At 45.0% G+C, this 16,040-nt stretch carries 18 protein-coding genes; 7 read left to right on the forward strand and 11 right to left on the reverse strand.

Annotated features, from left to right (window positions below; all coding sequences use genetic code 11):
• Window positions 1-3 precede the first annotated feature (3 nt).
• A complete protein-coding gene (locus ACFSKO_RS09055; protein WP_380250677.1) occupies window positions 4-1,035 on the reverse strand; it encodes a zinc-binding alcohol dehydrogenase family protein in 1,032 nt (343 codons plus the stop codon).
• A 302-nt stretch (window positions 1,036-1,337) separates the two neighbouring features.
• On the opposite strand from ACFSKO_RS09055, the gene ACFSKO_RS09060 reads away from it, so the two are divergent.
• Window positions 1,338-2,273 carry a LysR substrate-binding domain-containing protein gene (locus ACFSKO_RS09060; RefSeq protein ID WP_380250679.1) on the forward strand — a complete coding sequence of 312 codons (936 nt, stop codon included), beginning with the start codon at window positions 1,338-1,340 and terminating at the stop codon, window positions 2,271-2,273.
• A gap of 1,193 nt (window positions 2,274-3,466) precedes the next feature.
• Here ACFSKO_RS09060 and dld read toward each other — a convergent pair.
• The 6 genes from dld to ACFSKO_RS09090 form a co-directional block, all read right to left on the reverse strand.
• Window positions 3,467-5,167 carry a D-lactate dehydrogenase gene (gene dld, locus ACFSKO_RS09065; RefSeq protein WP_380250681.1) on the reverse strand — a complete coding sequence of 567 codons (1,701 nt, stop codon included), beginning with the start codon at window positions 5,165-5,167 and terminating at the stop codon, window positions 3,467-3,469.
• A gap of 93 nt (window positions 5,168-5,260) precedes the next feature.
• Window positions 5,261-5,884: a GNAT family N-acetyltransferase gene (locus ACFSKO_RS09070; protein WP_380250683.1), complete on the reverse strand. Its 624-nt coding sequence runs from the start codon at window positions 5,882-5,884 to the stop codon at window positions 5,261-5,263.
• Window positions 5,885-5,952: 68 nt separating this feature from the next.
• Window positions 5,953-6,564: a TylF/MycF/NovP-related O-methyltransferase gene (locus ACFSKO_RS09075; RefSeq protein WP_380250685.1), complete on the reverse strand. Its 612-nt coding sequence runs from the start codon at window positions 6,562-6,564 to the stop codon at window positions 5,953-5,955.
• Between the two features lie 216 nt (window positions 6,565-6,780).
• Window positions 6,781-6,984 (reverse strand): hypothetical protein, encoded by a 204-nt coding sequence (locus ACFSKO_RS09080; RefSeq protein WP_380250687.1) that lies wholly within the window; start codon window positions 6,982-6,984, stop codon window positions 6,781-6,783.
• Window positions 6,960-7,337, reverse strand: a complete 378-nt coding sequence (locus ACFSKO_RS09085) for a class I SAM-dependent methyltransferase (protein WP_380252251.1) — start codon at window positions 7,335-7,337, stop codon at window positions 6,960-6,962. Before ACFSKO_RS09085 ends, ACFSKO_RS09080 begins: the two co-directional genes overlap by 25 nt.
• 84 nt (window positions 7,338-7,421) lie before the next feature.
• A complete protein-coding gene (locus ACFSKO_RS09090) occupies window positions 7,422-7,943 on the reverse strand; it encodes a PAS domain-containing protein (RefSeq protein ID WP_380250689.1) in 522 nt (173 codons plus the stop codon).
• 363 nt (window positions 7,944-8,306) lie between these two features.
• Between ACFSKO_RS09090 and ACFSKO_RS09095 the strand changes: the two genes are divergently transcribed.
• On the forward strand, window positions 8,307-8,636 hold the full coding sequence (locus tag ACFSKO_RS09095; RefSeq protein WP_380250691.1) for a hypothetical protein: 330 nt from the start codon (window positions 8,307-8,309) through the stop codon (window positions 8,634-8,636).
• Between the two features lie 26 nt (window positions 8,637-8,662).
• On the forward strand, window positions 8,663-9,067 hold the full coding sequence (locus ACFSKO_RS09100) for a MafI family immunity protein (RefSeq protein WP_380250693.1): 405 nt from the start codon (window positions 8,663-8,665) through the stop codon (window positions 9,065-9,067).
• A gap of 76 nt (window positions 9,068-9,143) precedes the next feature.
• Here the strand turns inward: ACFSKO_RS09100 and ACFSKO_RS09105 are convergent, their stop codons facing one another.
• Complete coding sequence (locus tag ACFSKO_RS09105) at window positions 9,144-10,373, reverse strand: MFS transporter (protein WP_380250695.1); 1,230 nt, start codon at window positions 10,371-10,373, stop codon at window positions 9,144-9,146.
• 236 nt (window positions 10,374-10,609) lie between these two features.
• Between ACFSKO_RS09105 and ACFSKO_RS09110 the strand changes: the two genes are divergently transcribed.
• A complete protein-coding gene (locus ACFSKO_RS09110) occupies window positions 10,610-11,485 on the forward strand; it encodes a LysR substrate-binding domain-containing protein (protein ID WP_380250697.1) in 876 nt (291 codons plus the stop codon).
• A gap of 8 nt (window positions 11,486-11,493) precedes the next feature.
• Here the strand turns inward: ACFSKO_RS09110 and ACFSKO_RS09115 are convergent, their stop codons facing one another.
• A complete protein-coding gene (locus tag ACFSKO_RS09115) occupies window positions 11,494-11,673 on the reverse strand; it encodes a type II toxin-antitoxin system RelE/ParE family toxin (RefSeq protein WP_380250699.1) in 180 nt (59 codons plus the stop codon).
• Between the two features lie 106 nt (window positions 11,674-11,779).
• Window positions 11,780-12,025 carry a ribbon-helix-helix domain-containing protein gene (locus ACFSKO_RS09120; RefSeq protein ID WP_380250701.1) on the reverse strand — a complete coding sequence of 82 codons (246 nt, stop codon included), beginning with the start codon at window positions 12,023-12,025 and terminating at the stop codon, window positions 11,780-11,782.
• Window positions 12,026-12,175: 150 nt separating this feature from the next.
• Here ACFSKO_RS09120 and ACFSKO_RS09125 point away from each other — a divergent pair, with 150 nt between their 5' ends.
• A complete protein-coding gene (locus ACFSKO_RS09125) occupies window positions 12,176-12,547 on the forward strand; it encodes an NINE protein (protein ID WP_380250703.1) in 372 nt (123 codons plus the stop codon).
• Between the two features lie 102 nt (window positions 12,548-12,649).
• Window positions 12,650-13,741, forward strand: a complete 1,092-nt coding sequence (locus ACFSKO_RS09130; RefSeq protein WP_380250705.1) for a hypothetical protein — start codon at window positions 12,650-12,652, stop codon at window positions 13,739-13,741.
• A gap of 110 nt (window positions 13,742-13,851) precedes the next feature.
• Here ACFSKO_RS09130 and cysK read toward each other — a convergent pair whose 3' ends face one another.
• The gene (gene cysK, locus ACFSKO_RS09135; RefSeq protein WP_380250707.1) at window positions 13,852-14,964 is read right to left on the reverse strand and encodes a cysteine synthase A; all 1,113 of its coding nucleotides are present in this window, start codon (window positions 14,962-14,964) and stop codon (window positions 13,852-13,854) included.
• 234 nt (window positions 14,965-15,198) lie between these two features.
• Here cysK and ACFSKO_RS09140 point away from each other — a divergent pair, with 234 nt between their 5' ends.
• Window positions 15,199-16,026 carry a substrate-binding periplasmic protein gene (locus ACFSKO_RS09140; protein ID WP_380250709.1) on the forward strand — a complete coding sequence of 276 codons (828 nt, stop codon included), beginning with the start codon at window positions 15,199-15,201 and terminating at the stop codon, window positions 16,024-16,026.
• The last annotated feature ends 14 nt before the right edge of the window (window positions 16,027-16,040 follow it).

Below are 16,040 nucleotides of genomic sequence, written 5' to 3' on the forward strand. Positions count from 1 at the left end.
TACTTAATCAGAAATACCACCAAGAGATAGCTTTCCGATCATCTTCCCGCTCTCCACCTGAGCATGCGCTGCAGCGAGACTATGTGTTGTCATTTCCCCCAGGCTCATTGTTTTCGTATGGGTAAGCACACCAGTATCCACCAATTTAGAAACGCGGCTCAAGATATCACCTTGGTTGGCCATTGTTTTGGTCGAAAAAATGGATCTTGTGAACATCAGTTCCCAGCTAATACGTACGCTCTTTTTCATAAAGATATCCAGATCAAGCTTGGCTTTGGTACTCGCAACCAAACAGATTGATCCTTCGGGGGATACCATTTCACTCATCGCTTCCCAATAAGGCACATTGTTATTACAATTGAGGATATAGGGAACAGTTTCAAACCCGATCTTAGTCATTTGCTCCGGCAATGGCTTGGAGTGATCAAGAACATGATGCGCTCCCATCTTCAAGCACCATTCCTTGCTTTCGGCGCGAGATGCAGTTGTGATCACCGTGCAATTGGTCAGTTTCCGTGCAAGCTGCACTGCCATAGAGCCCAAGCCTCCACTACCACCAATAATCAGGATTGCCTTGCCATCACGACTATTCGTTTTATCAACATCAAGACGATCAAATAAAGCTTCCCAAGCTGCAAGAGCAGTTAACGGCAATGATGCAGCTTCTTCTTCGGTAATGGTTTCTGGTTTTGGACCAACCAACCTTTCGTCAACCAACTGCATTTGCGCATAACATCCTGGACGCGTGATATCACCCGCATAGATAACCTGCTCTCCGACAGTAAAATTTTCGACATCAGATCCTACAGCCACGATTTCACCGCAAACATCCCAACCAAGAATACGAGGTTCTTTCAAAGGTCCCTCGATCATTTGTCTTTGTTTACAATCAACAGGATTAACTGAAATACCTCTAATTCGAACTAACAGGTCACGGCCTGTAGCTTCTGGTGTTTTGAGTTCCACCTCAACGAAGCAATCTTCGTGATTTACGGGCAAAGCTTCTCGGACGCCAATTGCTTTTATCATAGACATTCATCATTCCTACCATCAATAAAACAGGATATAAATATAACACGCCTTTGTCGTAAACAGTCCCCATTTAATAATAACTATAGGCTAAGTTTTTCTTATGCTATATTTTAGCATTAAATATAAATAGTTGTAATTATTATATTATTAGAAATAATATTTAAAAACGAAGCATTATAGATTTTGATTTTCTTATGCTATATTTTTGACATTTCTTGACATAACACCCAATTATGCAGCTAATTAAGACACTTTCAGCTAAGCACATCGTTCATAGCTTACACCAAACACGAACAGAGCAAGACATGAGAAAACTGCCTCCCTTAAATTCCCTTCGAGCTTTTGATGCTGTCGCACGAAATGGAAGTTTGGCACAAGCAGCTGTAGAGCTCTGCGTCAGTTCATCAGCTGTAAGTCAACAAATCACAATACTGGAAGGCTGGATGGGCATTAAGTTCCTGCAAAGGACATCAAACAAAACAACACTGACCCCAGACGGTATCCGCTTTTCCCAGCAAATAAATTTGGTTTTTGATAAACTGGAGCAAGAAGTTTCTCATAGAAAAAACATTCCTAACGAAAGTGAAATCAGGCTAAGCATCCTGCCATCATTAGCCTCAAGGTGGTTGATTAGCCGACTACCCGCCTTCTCCTTACACCATCCAGGGTGCAGGGTTATGGTTGAAGCCTCGGTTAATCTTGTTGATTTCTCCCGAGATAATTTTTCATTATCAATAAGGTCTGGTCCGCAACACTTAAAAGGCAACAATTATCAAGGCTGTCACTCAAAAAAATTGTTTGATGAATATGTTTCTCCTGCGTGCAGTCCTACTTATTGGGCAAATAATCGTATCGATTTGAAGAACATTGGAAACTGCAGGTTGTTAGCTGACGATACCTTTGACCACGAAAACACCAACTTGAATTGGCAAATCTGGTTTAACAGAGAAGGCCTCCCCCCCTCATCAAGCTTGGAACCAAGCCAATCCTTTAGTGACAGCAACCTTACCATTCAGGCCGCCGTTAACGGTGAAGGTTTTATGCTTGGGCGGTCGGTATTGATTAGCGAGGAAATTCATAGAGGCACTCTGATTCAACCCTTTTCAGAAAAACAAATCTCTGACTGGCCTTATTACATCGTTTACCCTTCCAAATACCATCCTCCGAGAAAATCATTAAGCTCTTTTATCCATTGGCTGCAAGACGAAGCAAAGCGAACATCCGGCATCGTAGTGGGCTGAGGGCTATTCAAAAATAGGGTTTGTAATAAGATAGTGTTATCTCAAAAGAATGGGCATCTCTGCCCCGCCGGCCTTTGTCGCGGCTTAGCTATTGCGGGCACTCGCTTTCTTTTCAACAGTAAAACTACGTAACAAAATTCAAAGGCAGAACGCTTATACCCCCTTAGGTATTACCTGCGCTCCTCTAGACCAAAGTCACTACCTGGACCATCATTAAGATCTGTACTTACCCCGACACCCGCATTTGCGATGCAGAACACAACGCTGCCAAACTAATTTTACGTCCCCCACCCTAAAGTTCTTGCGTAAAACTCTGTTTAGCCTGACATCGCAGTAAAAAACCAGAAAGTTTTCTCCCGCAGGTATTTCAACGGTTCAGGTAAAAACTCCCCGTCCCATGATCGGTTTCCACGTTGGCTAGATCCCCCCTTTAAGGAAGTACCTTTGAATCCTTAAAACTGGACAACTTAAACGTCCCCCTTACGACACGTCCGATTTTCAAAGCAGATCCCGTACTCAATCAGACCGAAAGTACTTATACATTTTGCATTCAGGTCTAAATTTGTTCGGTAAACCGAAACGATGTCATCCAGTTTTGTACTCTGTCCCCACATCCTAAAGTCGTCATCAAAACCACACGATATTTCTAATGAACGATACCCAACTCAATCCCATACATAATGCAAATTCATACTGCAAATTAATTTATTTAAGTAAAAAGAAGTTCACTTTTAGGTTCCCCGGGAGACCGAGTGTAGGAAAATTACGGTTATTTTCTTAAAGAGTCATTAAAAATAAACGCACAGAATACTCAGCACCCTTCCTTAGAAACCGACACGAGAACACCCCATCTATCTCATAAAGTATATACAACTTAAAAATCAATTAGATAGCCATCAAATTTTGATTTTGTATAACATCATAGAAACTTAAAAAAATTTCAACAATAAGCTAAATATTGTTAGTTTTCATTATTTTACGGGACATAAGTGTAATTTAATATCGCGATTCTTACGCCTTTTTCAACTTCTCTGTTATGAGAAATACGACTTCATTAGGGCCCAATGATATTTCCGATTTATAATTCAGCTTCTCTTTTGGCAAAGTGAATGCGCTGAATTATACTTCTCAAAAAATGTACTAAAATTACATTTATATTAAGATGAGCAACCACATCATAAGTACAAAACCTATTATTCACGATAATCTTTGTTACGTGAAGTTTTCCCTATGCCCGGGTTAAAGCTGTTAGTGGGGTCGATGGATTTATAGAAATTAGCCAGATCAGGTTTGGCCTTATAAATATGACCAACGTTATGCTCGGCTGGATACTCTGCACCGCGTTGATCCAAAATAGCCAGCATGTCCGCCTTTAGACTGGTAACATCCACGCCCTTTTTGACGATGTAATCCTGATGCAGAACATGACACATAAAGTGACCGTAATAGAGCCGGTGAACCAGCTTGTCTTCAATCTCTTTAGGGAGCTTTTCAAACCAATTACGGTCATTACGGCGCAACGCAATATCAAGCGCGAGAATATCCTCGACTTCGCTCGCATGTACAGCCTGAAAACGGATCGCGGCCCCGGCGGCAACAAAACGGTGCAGTCCGGCAATTTTGCCTTCGCGTGAAGTACAGTCAAAAAAATCACCGCTGTTTTTGGCAAAAAAATCCGTCAGGAAATCTTTGGCTTCTTGTGCTCCTTGGTCACGCATTTTCAAGATCAGATGATGCTCGAACCTTTGACGAAAGGTGCGCATACGCTTGGGTAATACATTGGGCCAACACCGCCCAACAAGCTGCATAAACTTGTCCGTCAGGTTTTTGGGAAGGAACTTAACCTTGCTCAACCGGGCATCAATCGCACCCTTAAGGGCAAAAAAAGTCGGCAGGCGATCCGTCCCCAAAGCATTAATCATCATCAACGTATCTTTGCCGTACCGCTCGGAAATATCATAAATTTCCTGATGCATATATTCAGCAGACACAGGCAAGTTTTCAAAACTTTCCAGAATAGACCTACGGATCTCGGTCAGCTCGTTGGCATCATTGGTGCCGATGTAAAAGGTTTGCTCGCTCTCATAGCGGGGATAGGTATCCAACCGCACCGCAAAGACCGCCAATTTCCCAGCACAGCCACTGGCCTCATACAACCTGCGCTTATCTGCATTAAACCGTGCAGGCGTGTCGGCATCAATCTCGCGCACCCGCTCGTGGTATTCGCTGTCTGAGGCCTTATTGTTGGTTTCAAGAATATCCGAAGAAGTATAGTTCCCACATTCCAGATTAGTGAGAATATCTTCCGGCCCTTGGCCCAACTTCACGCCCAGATGGTTGACCAGTTCCAACTGGCCGCCTTTGCCAATCTGCGCAAAGAGAGAAAGCTCACTATAAGAAGGCCCACGTTCTATCAAGGAACCACCCGAGTTATTACACACACCACCGACGATGGACGCCCCAATACAAGATGATCCAATTACCGAATGCGGTAAACGTTTTAAGGGGAAGAGTAATTTTTCGAGATCAAAAAGGGTTGAGCCCGGAAAGCTGATCACCTGTTTACCTTCATCCAGTATCTGGATTTGCTTCATTCGATTGGTGTTAATCAGCACCACATCCCGGTCATAAATTCCTTTTGGCGTTGAGCCTTCGGTCAACCCCGTATTGGCGGCCTGCATAATGACGATCTTATCCGCGGCAACACAGGCTTTGAGGACCTGCCATTGTTCCAACAAAGTACCTGGGCGCACCACAGCAATGGCCTCACCCTGACCAGAGCGAAAGCCCTTGCGAAAACGCTCCGTCTTTTTCGGATCGCTCAGAACATACCGGCGCCCGACGACGCTTCGAAAACTTTGAATAAGATCTGTATTATCATTTGAATTTATCATCACCGGATCCTACTGAGCGATCAGCGCATAAGCAACTGGTGACAAGCATCCATTATAAACTGACCAGAAATAAAGACATCAAGGACAGTATAATTAGAGTAATTTTGCTCCAAGACTTAACTCAAAAATATCCGTTTTCTCAGAAGACAACGTGTTCGATCTTTTGAAACCTGTTTTAATCAATACAGATGCCGAAGCCGGGTTTCCCCTCTCAACACCACCAAGAAAATGGACGGGGAGATGATTTTCCCTACACCACGCCACCAAACCCTTGAGCAATTCACTTGCAATGCCCCTGCCCCAACTCTTTTCTCGGAGTAAATAACCCAGCCTTATTTCCAAAGGGCAGTCTGCATCGTCAGTCACAGCAAGAATAAGCACCCCCAACAACGCGTGTGTTGATTTATCACGAGCTTCAAGAACAGTGCTTTCACTGTTGCGTGCAATGATCCAAGAAGCAATGCGATCTGTTTTTTGTGAAAGCTGTAACGGTTCAGGTAAAAACATGGTCACTGCCGGGGTCAACAGCTCCAACAATTCCGCTTCCAGTTTTACATCTTGCACAGTCTCAAGATGCACAGATGTAAAACCCCACGCCTTAACTGCAATTCTACGAGTGGTAAACGCACACGATGAGATTGCGTTTACCTCACCAGCCTTTCTTGGGTCATTATTCTTTGGGTCATTATTTTTCGAATATGTAACTGGCTTAGACATTACCGGAAAACCTTGACTCCTAACAGCTGCGTAGCAAACTTGAATTTGAGGAAAGTAACACTAATAATTTATTTAATGACCGTTAATGAGGCTTGTCCTGTATCCGTTCGACACAAGGGTTCAACATCGCGGCCATATTCAGCCATCCATTCAATCAATGCTTTCCACTCACATTCTCTCCAGCTTTCATATCCAGCTTCTGGCCAGTCGAATAATTCATCAAAAACAATGATCGTTCCCGGAACGATACGGTCATTTAAATTGTTCAAAATTTCTTTAGTCGAGGAATAAAGGTCGCAATCAACATGAAGAAATGAAACGTTGCCATCGTGTTCACTTAACCATGCAGGAAGAGAACTCTCATACAACCCCACAACAAGCTCCACATTAGAGGCAACCACGGGCAATTCGTCTAGAGCAAACCATTTTTGTGGTGTCACATTTGTTTTGTCATAAGACCGAACCCATGGTTCAGGCAGACCGTCAAAAGAATCAAATCCCCAAATTTTTAAAGAAGGAAATTTACCGGCAATATGGTTGAGAGTCCTTCCTTTATAAACCCCAAACTCTAAAAAATAACCCGTTGTATCTGCCAGAGAAGCACCATCAATTATGTGGCCAAGCCTATCGGTATTAACACTGACCAACATAAAGTCTTCGTATAATTTGTTGTCGTCCATTATATCATCTCAATTGCCAGAATTATTGTGTACCCAAAATTATTACACTCGAAGCATACGAGCAGCTACAGACACATGCAACATGTAAGCTCCTGCTTTTAAATAAGTTTCTGCAAATAAACAGAAACATGTTTAAAATAAAAGATTCCTCACCATGACAAGCACAAACCAAAATATTATGTCAAAACCCGATAAGGGTTGCTGTGAAATTCATACTCAGTTCTCTTTATTATTACGTGCCACAACCATGTGCATTTGCGCACCGTCTGCGTATTGAAGGCTTGAGTTCACGACCTTAAAACCAGCGTCAATCAAATGTTCTTGTATCTCATCCAGCGCCAGACCGTGGCCTTTTTCAAAGATCTCTTCAACAAGAATAAAACGTCCATCGGAGGTTAAACCCCGATGAGTTTCTGCCAAGCCCAACGCAATATCCTGCCAATGGTGCAATGTTTGATCGCCCAACAAACCGTTACCCGATTATCCGGCAACGGCAACGCTTCGGCCCCACCAAGCAACAACCGCATGCGGGCGAAATCCGGATGGTCGGCGCTTTCAGTTTGTGAAATCCTAATCATTGCTGGCGTTGGGTCAACGCCGATCAAGTCCCCTTTGGTTGCAAATTCTGCCGCAGCCCGTAAGACGGAGCCGCTGCCGCACCCGATATCCAACACACGATCATCCTGGTTAAGCCCTGCCCGCGCTGCAGTCAGCCGATTAATGGCATGCTCACCGTATTTTCGACATACGTGGTGGCGATTTGCTCGGTCCAGATTGCCCCCGTAACAGAGCTACTTTGCACAGAATTATGATTTTTTATTGGAAAATTCAATTATTAAAGTCACTTACTCCAAAAACTACACTTTCGGTGTCACTTCTTTCTTGGTTCCCGCCAAAATGATCATCAGCATATCAACCGTACGACCATCAGCCGCGAGTGGAAGGATGAGATCCTCAACATCCAAAATACCCCGTTTGGGCCCCGTATAGGGCGTACAGGCATAAACAGGCTCTCCGAACTCAACCGCAGAACTACAGTTTGTCCAGACTTTACCTGGTGCTTTCAGGTTGTCGATGTTGCTCATCCATTCCGATGTATAATCACGGTTAAGCAACGGGGTCACACTGGTCCCAACCACACGAAAACGAAAATCCAGCGGCTCTCTTTGCACATCCAACAGTAAAACATTGGGGAGAAAAGCACGCATCTCAATGGGGTCAATTAAGGCACGCGAAGGCAATAGCCCGGCTCCCCCACCCGACGACTGACACTCATCTGTGGAGCCGTTTCCCGGTGTGCCTTTTTCCGGGGGGCGCTTACTAAGCCAGTATTTATACGCCCGTTCAACCGCTGTCGTTCTAAAGGTAACTTCAAGCATACAAAGTCTCAGTACTCTGTGTCATAAGCAGCTAGTTTACACTATATATTTGATAAACAAGAGTGATGCGACAATTCAGCCATTCACATCACAATAGTCGCCTTGAAATCTAAACATTTTCAATTTCAGGCTTTAATTGGGATAGGATTACAGGGATATAAAATCACCCTCAATACTTACCCAACAAGTGTGAGACACTGCGATAGAGCAATAGAGGTGTCAAGGATCACAACATATAATCCAGCGTCACAAAGCAAGGCAACAAAAGGCCTTAAAGCGCTGCGTCACCTCTTTCCTTGAAAACCTTATCTCCAAAAGCTATTGTTATTCCAATAGATAGTTTGATTTCAATAGGCATCTAATATGGATTGGTTAAGCAATTTAACGCTTGAAGATCGCTGGTCAGATAAACAAAAGCTCATAACTATTTTAGCAACAACAAAAGAGCTTTTATCACGATCAACAGCTCAAGGCTGGCCAGATGAAGATCCTGTTGAGATCAAAAGGCTGGTTGACGAGACAATTTCTCATCTCTTAAAGCCCGCGAACAATCCTCTGCCAGAATACGCAATAATTCTCTTTACGATTGCAGGACCTATACAAGAAATAGCCCTTTCAAATGGATGGCACGATACTTACCTGCTATTAGCAACGGAGTATGATAATTTGGCATATTTGTTGACGAGAAAATAACTTAATGTGCCCCCGGCACCGTGCTTATGTCGCATTTTTCAAATTCAGAGATACAACAATCTAATTTATTGATTTTTCTAAATATCTCCATTTATGTTTCACTCTATCGGCCCTTGAGTTTTATTCCAATGAACAAAATAATTTTCAAAATAATGGACCGTCATAGAAACAGTAAGATTTCCAAACAAATCTATGAACAGACTGAACACCTTTTACCTAAAGATATAAAAGAAACTATTCATGATTATATCTATAAATACAATGAATGGGGATTAGGCATGGAAACCTTAGTTGATGCCTTACTTGAAGATGATATATCGATTACCTCAGAACAAAAAATAGTGATCGTCAAAGCTATGGAAGCAATGCAACTTGATAGAGGTCAGGAAAATCTAATACTTGTAGAAAATAACCCTCTTGATCTCTCATAAAAACTGAAGCCAAGAAACTCGATTAACAGGATGGCCCGGAAGGGAGCTTCCCTTCCGGTTTAATGACTTCGCCCACCTACACTCCCTGCAATCTCGCAACCGGGCGTTCTTTGATGGGCCAGTGGGCGAGGGCTGCCAGCAGGGCGAGTAGGACGGAGATCCACCAGACGGGGTCGTAAGAGCCTGTAGCTTCATAGAGATAACCACCGAGCCAGACACCTGTGAAACTACCGAGCTGATGGCCCAGGAAGACAATACCATAGAGCATGGCCATATAACGGGTGCCAAACATCACCGCGACAAGACCTGAAGTCGGCGGCACGGTGGCGAGCCAGAAAAAGCCAAGCACGGCACTGAAAATCAACACTGACGTCAGGGTGATCGGTAACAGCAAGAATACTGTGGTTGCAATGGCGCGCGCGACATAGATTACCACCAACGCCTCACGCTTGGGAAACCGTCCTGAAAGATACCCCGAAAGGTATGACCCCACCACGTTACACAGGCCAATAAGGGCAATGGCCCAGGCCCCGACCTCTGGCCCGAAACCGAGATCAACCAGATAGGCAGGCATGTGAACGGTGACAAAGGCGAGCTGGAACCCACAGACGTAAAACCCCGCAACCAGCAATAAAAATGAGTGATGGCGCATGGCTTCTTTCAAGGCATCCCACACGCCCTGAGTTGGTCCTTTAACCGAAGTATCATGTGCCCCCGAATAAGGGGCTAGAGGAATTGCCAGTAATGCCATGATAATGCCCGACGCTGCCATAATCTGAAGCGCCATGACCCAGCCATAGCTATCCATCAACTGAAACGAAATCGGTACCACTAGGAACTGCCCCATGGAACCTGCCGCGGTACCGAGGCCCAGTGCCCATTGTCTGCGCTCTTCACCAACAGCGCGGGCCATGGCGGGCAGGACGATGCCATAGGCCGTTCCCGCAATACCAGAGCCAACGATCAATCCTGCTGATGTATGTAACATCCAGATGCTGTCGGTGACCGACATGAGATACATGCCAAGGCTATAAAGCACCACACCACCAAGGACGACACGCACATTACCATAACGGTCAGCCAGACCGCCCGCAAAGACAGCAACCACGCCCCAGACCAGATTTTGTAAGGCGAGAGAAAAAGACATGATATCGCGCGACCAGCCGTTGTCTTCACTAATCGGAGAGAGAAACAATCCAAAACCAGAGCGATAACCAAAAGAGAACATCAGCAGTAAACAGGCCGTCACAATCAAAAATGTGCTGCTGTGAAAGAACTTAGATGATTTTACTGACGCAAGGGACATGATTAGGTTCCTGTGTTAATTAAGTCAGTAGCATGTAAGCCGATCTTACTTTATTCACAAACGATTTTAACGCGCCTATAGAATAGAAAACCTATTTCATTTGTTACTACTGATCTTCCACGTTAGACTGAAAACAGTCAGCTAGCTATCAATGAATAGATCACAAAACTATCGCGAAGACAAAGCCAGAAACTATCACAACGATTACAAAAACACGGTGTCACATGCGTAAATCAATGCCCCCCTTACGTGCTCTGGTCGCTTTTGAGGCTTCCGTGCGTCATGCGTCGTTTAAAGAAGCCGCACGAGAACTTTCTATTACGCCGGGTGCTGTGTCTCAACAGGTAAAAAAACTGGAGGAATGGCTCGGCTACCCGCTGTTTATCCGGCAGGCGCGTCAGCTTCAGGTCACAGATCAAGGCAAAGGATATTATAGCGCCATTGCTCCTGCCCTCGAACAAATTTCCCAAGCCAGCGCCTGTTACAAAGAACAAACCTCAAATAGCGTGCAGCTGTCGTTGTCGCCAACCCTTGCAGCGAAGTGGCTCGGCCCAAGATTGGCAGGTTTTGTCAGCAAGCATCCCAATATTGAAGTTCATATCAACGCCACCCTGATCCCTGTGGATTTTCACCACGAGCCCGCAGATCTCGCCATTCGTCATTATGACGGTCATGATCCGAGCCTTGAAAGTCAGCTGATGTATGCGGATGAAGTGCGGCTGTTCTGTTCTCCGGATTATTTGAAACAACACCCCTTAAACAAACCCGAAGATGTTGCCGGGGCCACTCTGCTCAACACCAGCATGCACCATCACTGGGAAGAATGGCTGGAGCAGTTTACCACCCTGCCCAAGACGCAACAGGATGCCATCCCCCGCATGCACTTCGACCAAGCCCTGCTCGCCATTGACGCCGCCCGCCGCGGCCAAGGGTTAACCCTGAGTAATGAAATACTAACCTGTCCAGAAGCACAAAACGGCGAGTTGGTTGAACCCTTCGACCTCCGCCTGTCTTCCCCCAAAAGCTATTACCTCGTCCACCCCAAAAACCGCCCCTTAAGCAAGGCGAGTAAAGCCTTGAAAGACTGGTTGTTGGGTCAGGTTGCGGGGTGAGAATACGATCAAAACGCTTTCGCAAGATCCTGACGGCCAAGGATACGGGTGATGATAATCTCGCCCTCAAGAGCACGATAATAGATTGAGTGCGAACCATAAACGCTGCGGCGATAGTTTTTGTCGATCTGCTCAACGACGGGATAGAGTTCCGGTTGTTCACACAGTTCAAGAAATCGGCGGATCATGCCCTTTGATATTTCAGGGACCGCTCCAGACCAAATGTCGTTATCCCGTATTCAAGGATTACTTCAAAATCGATTGCGGCAGCTTCGGTTAGCTTATACCCCGCCATTATTTGGCTTGTCGCTCCATCACGGCCTTGATGATATCTTTGAGCGTTTTATTACTAATACCACTTTCCTCTCCGACACGCAGCGCAGCCCGGACCGCGTTGATTTCAGCCTGCTCGTTTACCCGGGCTTTACGGATCTGATCGTTGACAACTTCGCTGTTGCTCGAATATTCGCCCTCAACATCAACCTTCGTTCTCAGCCATTCACTGTTGGGATCTGTAAAGGTAATGCTTTGTCTTGGCATGTTATGAGCTTTCAACATTTATACGATGCAATATTACACCACAATCGCACCACCAAGGAAGATGTTTTTCTTTCGTCAGACGCAATCACAATTTATAGTCGATAAATAGAAGATCGTCTTTTCCTCCTGTCCGCCTTGAGATTAGCTATAATGCCCCCTCCCTTTAAAGCTTTTAGCGATAAATCATTTACGGTTGCCTATGCCCTTTGGCTTTTCATGGGCTTCTTTGGCGGTCATCGTTTTTATCTCGACAGAGTAAAAGTGGGTATCCTTCAATTTCTGGTTCTTATGGTAAATTTCGGGGTACTAATTTATGCAATCTACTACAGCTTTCAGCAGGATCCTGAACAAGGAATAGTCGATGCTGATCCCCATCTCGAAAAGCTATTTGCAACAATTGGATTTATATTTCTCATCCAAACCATCTGGCTAACCATCGACTTTTTTTGGCTCTATTTCGCGATCAGAAAAGAAAAGCAAAACCACAAATTCGCACGCGAACAAATTGAGGCATTTGAATAGCCGATCATAGAAAAAGCATACCGTCTAAACATTCAGCCTTATCAATGCCTGCCCACAAATGAGCTCAGCTGACGCTTGGCGATTTAAATTGAGATAAATGTCATGAACCATTTCATACATACGATTAGTAAGATCCTTAAAACACTTCCCCCTATTGTAACTCTTATTACATTGCCACAAATCACCTTGGCGGAAGCTGTTACCTGGCCACAACTTAATAAAAACTCTTCTCATGAAATCTGTGCACATGCCTTCGAAATTGCGACGCAAAAATACAATTCCAACAGCTTTTATCTTCATAACTCACTTACCATTCCGGCAAGTATAAAAAGCAACCTCGCCCTTGGCCCAATGGGGCTGGATTTATCTGGTGGCGACGCCCTTATTGCTGATACGTCAATTTTTCAAAAAATCCCTAAAAGTAATGAGGATGGAAATTTCACACGTAGTATCTATTGGCAGACGGAAACAACCCATGGCTTGCGCTATGTAATAAACGAAGATGCCTTCGGATGGAGAGGCGATCAATACACTCTATTTGCCATCCCTGAAAACATTTCCCCGACCTCCTTTCTCGATGGATACAGCCGCAGTCCTGCAGAAAGAAAATTCACCCCCCTCGCTGAGGAACAGTGGACCCCGCCTTTGATGATACAGGCAGAAGATAATAAGGAAGTGTGGGCGTTAGATGTCGGGAACCCTTATGTCTTTCTGGGTGCTTGGTCAGTGTTATCCGTTGCACAAGATGGTGCCAAAGAACGATGCTCAATCCATTTCAAATCCGAAAAGAAAACAATCTCTGACCTCCTGCCCTTTGCGGTAAAAAACTTGGTAAATTATCTGGATGAGACACTCGGAGATGGCGATAACGAAGGCACGTTACAGTCAACCGCAAGATTACGCGGAAAGATAACACACGTTTTAGCCAACATGATACAAAGGCCGTGGGCCCTTATAAACACAGAGCCATATAATACACGAGAGCAGGTTGATACTGCATTAAAAAATTGGGCGAAAAGAGGCAAGAGCTACCAACGCCTCTACAACAAAATTTATACCCAATACCCAAAGGCACAAGCAGCACTCGCCGAGTATTATCAAGTTCAATTTAACAAAGCCCCGGATGAAGCAACAACGATGGCCAGACAGGCCCTCGACACGGCATTCAGGTCCCATTTCATTTTCGCACAATAGTGGACGGATCAACCGACAAAACTCAACTTTCGTTTTGAAGAGTTCCCACCTAAACCGATATCAGCCAATAGGCACAGCGCTTTTGGTTAAAGCGCTGTGCCATGGAGATATCAGCTCATTTGAAAGCCGGGTGTTGATTTGGAAAGCGCGATTTCTTCTGCGTCCATGTCGTCGATAATGCTCTCGAACATTGGGGTTGTCATGTAGCGCTCACCGGTGTCGGGCAGCATGCAGAGGATAACCGATCCGGGGGCGGCGTTTTGGGCAACGGCCATGGCGGTACCAAAGGTTGCGCCACCAGAAATGCCCGTTAAAATGCCTTCTTTTTGGGCCAGCTTTTGTGCCCAGGCAATGCTGTCTGGTCCGGTAATTGGCATCAGGTCGTCGTAGCCGTTGTTATCCAGGTTTTCCTGCAATACGTGGGGGATAAAGTCTGGTGTCCAACCTTGGATGGGATGAGGTTGAAACGCGCTATGACTAACTGCTGGAGATCCTTTTGCATCGCGTTCTTGAGGGGTGCCGCTACCAATCAACGGGGCATTGGCCGGCTCCGTCATAATGATTTTTGTTTCGGGTCTTTGTTTACGCAACACACGCGAAACACCCGTGATGGTGCCACCAGTACCATAACCGCTGACAAAGTAATCCAACCTTTCACCCTCAAAATCAGCCATGATTTCTTGTGCCGTGGTATTTTCGTGAATATCGGCATTGGCATCGGTTTCAAACTGGCGGGCTAAAAACCAGCCGTTTGCTTCGGCCAGCTCAACAGCCTTTTTATACATGCCAAAGCCTTTTTCCGCCCGCGGCGTCAAAACCACCTTGGCACCAAAGACCCGCATCAATTTACGGCGCTCAATCGAAAAACTATCAGCCATCGTCACAACAAGCGGATAGCCCTTTTGCGCGCACACCATCGCCAAACCGATCCCGGTATTACCACTGGTGGCTTCAACCACTGTTTGGCCGGGCTTCAAGCTGCCATCACGCTCTGCGGCTTCGATAATATTCAGGGCCAAGCGATCCTTAACCGAACTTGCCGGGTTAAAGAATTCGGCTTTCACATAAATCCGCACCCCTTCTGCCATACCTTCTGGTGCGAGATTGTTAATCCGGATGCAGGGCGTATCACCAACCGTATCCAAAATGCTGTCGAATAACCTTCCACGGCCGCTTGTTTTTCGAATTCCGGGTGTTGTTTTAATGTCTGGTTTATTGCTCATGACTTCATAATTCCCTTCAACAAATGCCTTAAATCTCCACATTATGGAGCCTCGACGTTTTCAGATCAGAACACTACATCATTGGCACTTTCAAAGCTTGTCAAAATCTGATTATTTTCCGTGAAAAGCTTAGCTTATGAATTCCTTAATTCCGGTTCTGTAAAATTATGGCCAAGAAATAGTTTAAAACGTTCAAAGTGTTGATATAAAATAGAAAGGTGAGGCCTTTCCATAATGAATATCAAGCCTAATTTAGCCAAAACAAGCCCCTTTAGAACTCTATATGCTTGTGTGCTTGTTCTGATTTTGCCTTTAATTCCCTCTACTTTATGGGCAGAAGAACCCTCAGCACCCCAAAATGCAACTCTGAAATCAACATCAGAACAGATCATCCCCTTTCTGACCTATCATATAGGAGAGCCTTTTATTGTCAGACCTCAAAAAAGGCTTGGCCTTACATATGAGCTTGCTGACTTATTGAGTGAACATTCAAAAGGCCGTTATAATTTTAAGGTAACACCGCTTTCCAGATTAGAGCTTAACAAACGGCTAGATCAAGATCCAAAAATTGTCATTCCCTGGGTTAACCCCACCTGGTTTAATGACACCAACAAAACTAAATACCTTTGGACTACAGGCTATCAGGAAGACAGTAACAGCATCATTTCGTCTCCTAAAAACCCAATTGAATACACAGGGCCAAACTCCCTCAAAGGACGAACCGTTGCCGGGCAGGAAGGCGCGATGTGGGTAAGTTTAGATGCCCTAGTTAAAGACGGCAGTATTACACGCATAAACACATCAAATTATTGGGAAACCATGCGCATGGTGTTTGTGGAGAAAGTTGACGCAGGTATTATGCCCACCCCCATCGCCAAATACCTTTTGGCCAAACGAAAACTAGCGGGGCGAATACATTTTTCAAGCGACCCTCACAGTCGGTTCCAAAGACATTTTCTCACCAAAGGCGACGCAGATCTTCATGCCTACCTGCAATCCCAGATCTCTTACCTTAAAAACTCAAAAGAATGGCGATCCATTATGACCCGCTACGGACAGTGAGAGTAAGGACAGTG

The sequence above is a fragment of the Kiloniella antarctica genome (assembly GCF_042682825.1).
GTDB lineage: Bacteria > Pseudomonadota > Alphaproteobacteria > Kiloniellales > Kiloniellaceae > Kiloniella > Kiloniella antarctica.

Bases quoted from the DNA above. Each gene is read 5' to 3' on its own strand.
- ACFSKO_RS09095 (WP_380250691.1), top strand. From the start codon at position 8,307: ATGGATTGGTTAAGCAATTTAACGCTTGAAGATCGCTGGTCAGATAAA.
- ACFSKO_RS09090 (WP_380250689.1), bottom strand. From the start codon at position 7,943: ATGCTTGAAGTTACCTTTAGAACGACAGCGGTTGAACGGGCGTATAAA.
- dld (WP_380250681.1), bottom strand. From the start codon at position 5,167: ATGATAAATTCAAATGATAATACAGATCTTATTCAAAGTTTTCGAAGC.
- ACFSKO_RS09060 (WP_380250679.1), top strand. From the start codon at position 1,338: ATGAGAAAACTGCCTCCCTTAAATTCCCTTCGAGCTTTTGATGCTGTC.
- ACFSKO_RS09140 (WP_380250709.1), top strand. From the start codon at position 15,199: ATGAATATCAAGCCTAATTTAGCCAAAACAAGCCCCTTTAGAACTCTA.
- ACFSKO_RS09130 (WP_380250705.1), top strand. From the start codon at position 12,650: ATGAACCATTTCATACATACGATTAGTAAGATCCTTAAAACACTTCCC.
- ACFSKO_RS09110 (WP_380250697.1), top strand. From the start codon at position 10,610: ATGCCCCCCTTACGTGCTCTGGTCGCTTTTGAGGCTTCCGTGCGTCAT.
- ACFSKO_RS09120 (WP_380250701.1), bottom strand. From the start codon at position 12,025: ATGCCAAGACAAAGCATTACCTTTACAGATCCCAACAGTGAATGGCTG.
- cysK (WP_380250707.1), bottom strand. From the start codon at position 14,964: ATGAGCAATAAACCAGACATTAAAACAACACCCGGAATTCGAAAAACA.
- ACFSKO_RS09105 (WP_380250695.1), bottom strand. From the start codon at position 10,373: ATGTCCCTTGCGTCAGTAAAATCATCTAAGTTCTTTCACAGCAGCACA.
- ACFSKO_RS09070 (WP_380250683.1), bottom strand. From the start codon at position 5,884: ATGTCTAAGCCAGTTACATATTCGAAAAATAATGACCCAAAGAATAAT.
- ACFSKO_RS09125 (WP_380250703.1), top strand. From the start codon at position 12,176: ATGCCCCCTCCCTTTAAAGCTTTTAGCGATAAATCATTTACGGTTGCC.
- ACFSKO_RS09075 (WP_380250685.1), bottom strand. From the start codon at position 6,564: ATGGACGACAACAAATTATACGAAGACTTTATGTTGGTCAGTGTTAAT.
- ACFSKO_RS09055 (WP_380250677.1), bottom strand. From the start codon at position 1,035: ATGTCTATGATAAAAGCAATTGGCGTCCGAGAAGCTTTGCCCGTAAAT.
- ACFSKO_RS09100 (WP_380250693.1), top strand. From the start codon at position 8,663: ATGTCGCATTTTTCAAATTCAGAGATACAACAATCTAATTTATTGATT.
- ACFSKO_RS09115 (WP_380250699.1), bottom strand. From the start codon at position 11,673: ATGATCCGCCGATTTCTTGAACTGTGTGAACAACCGGAACTCTATCCC.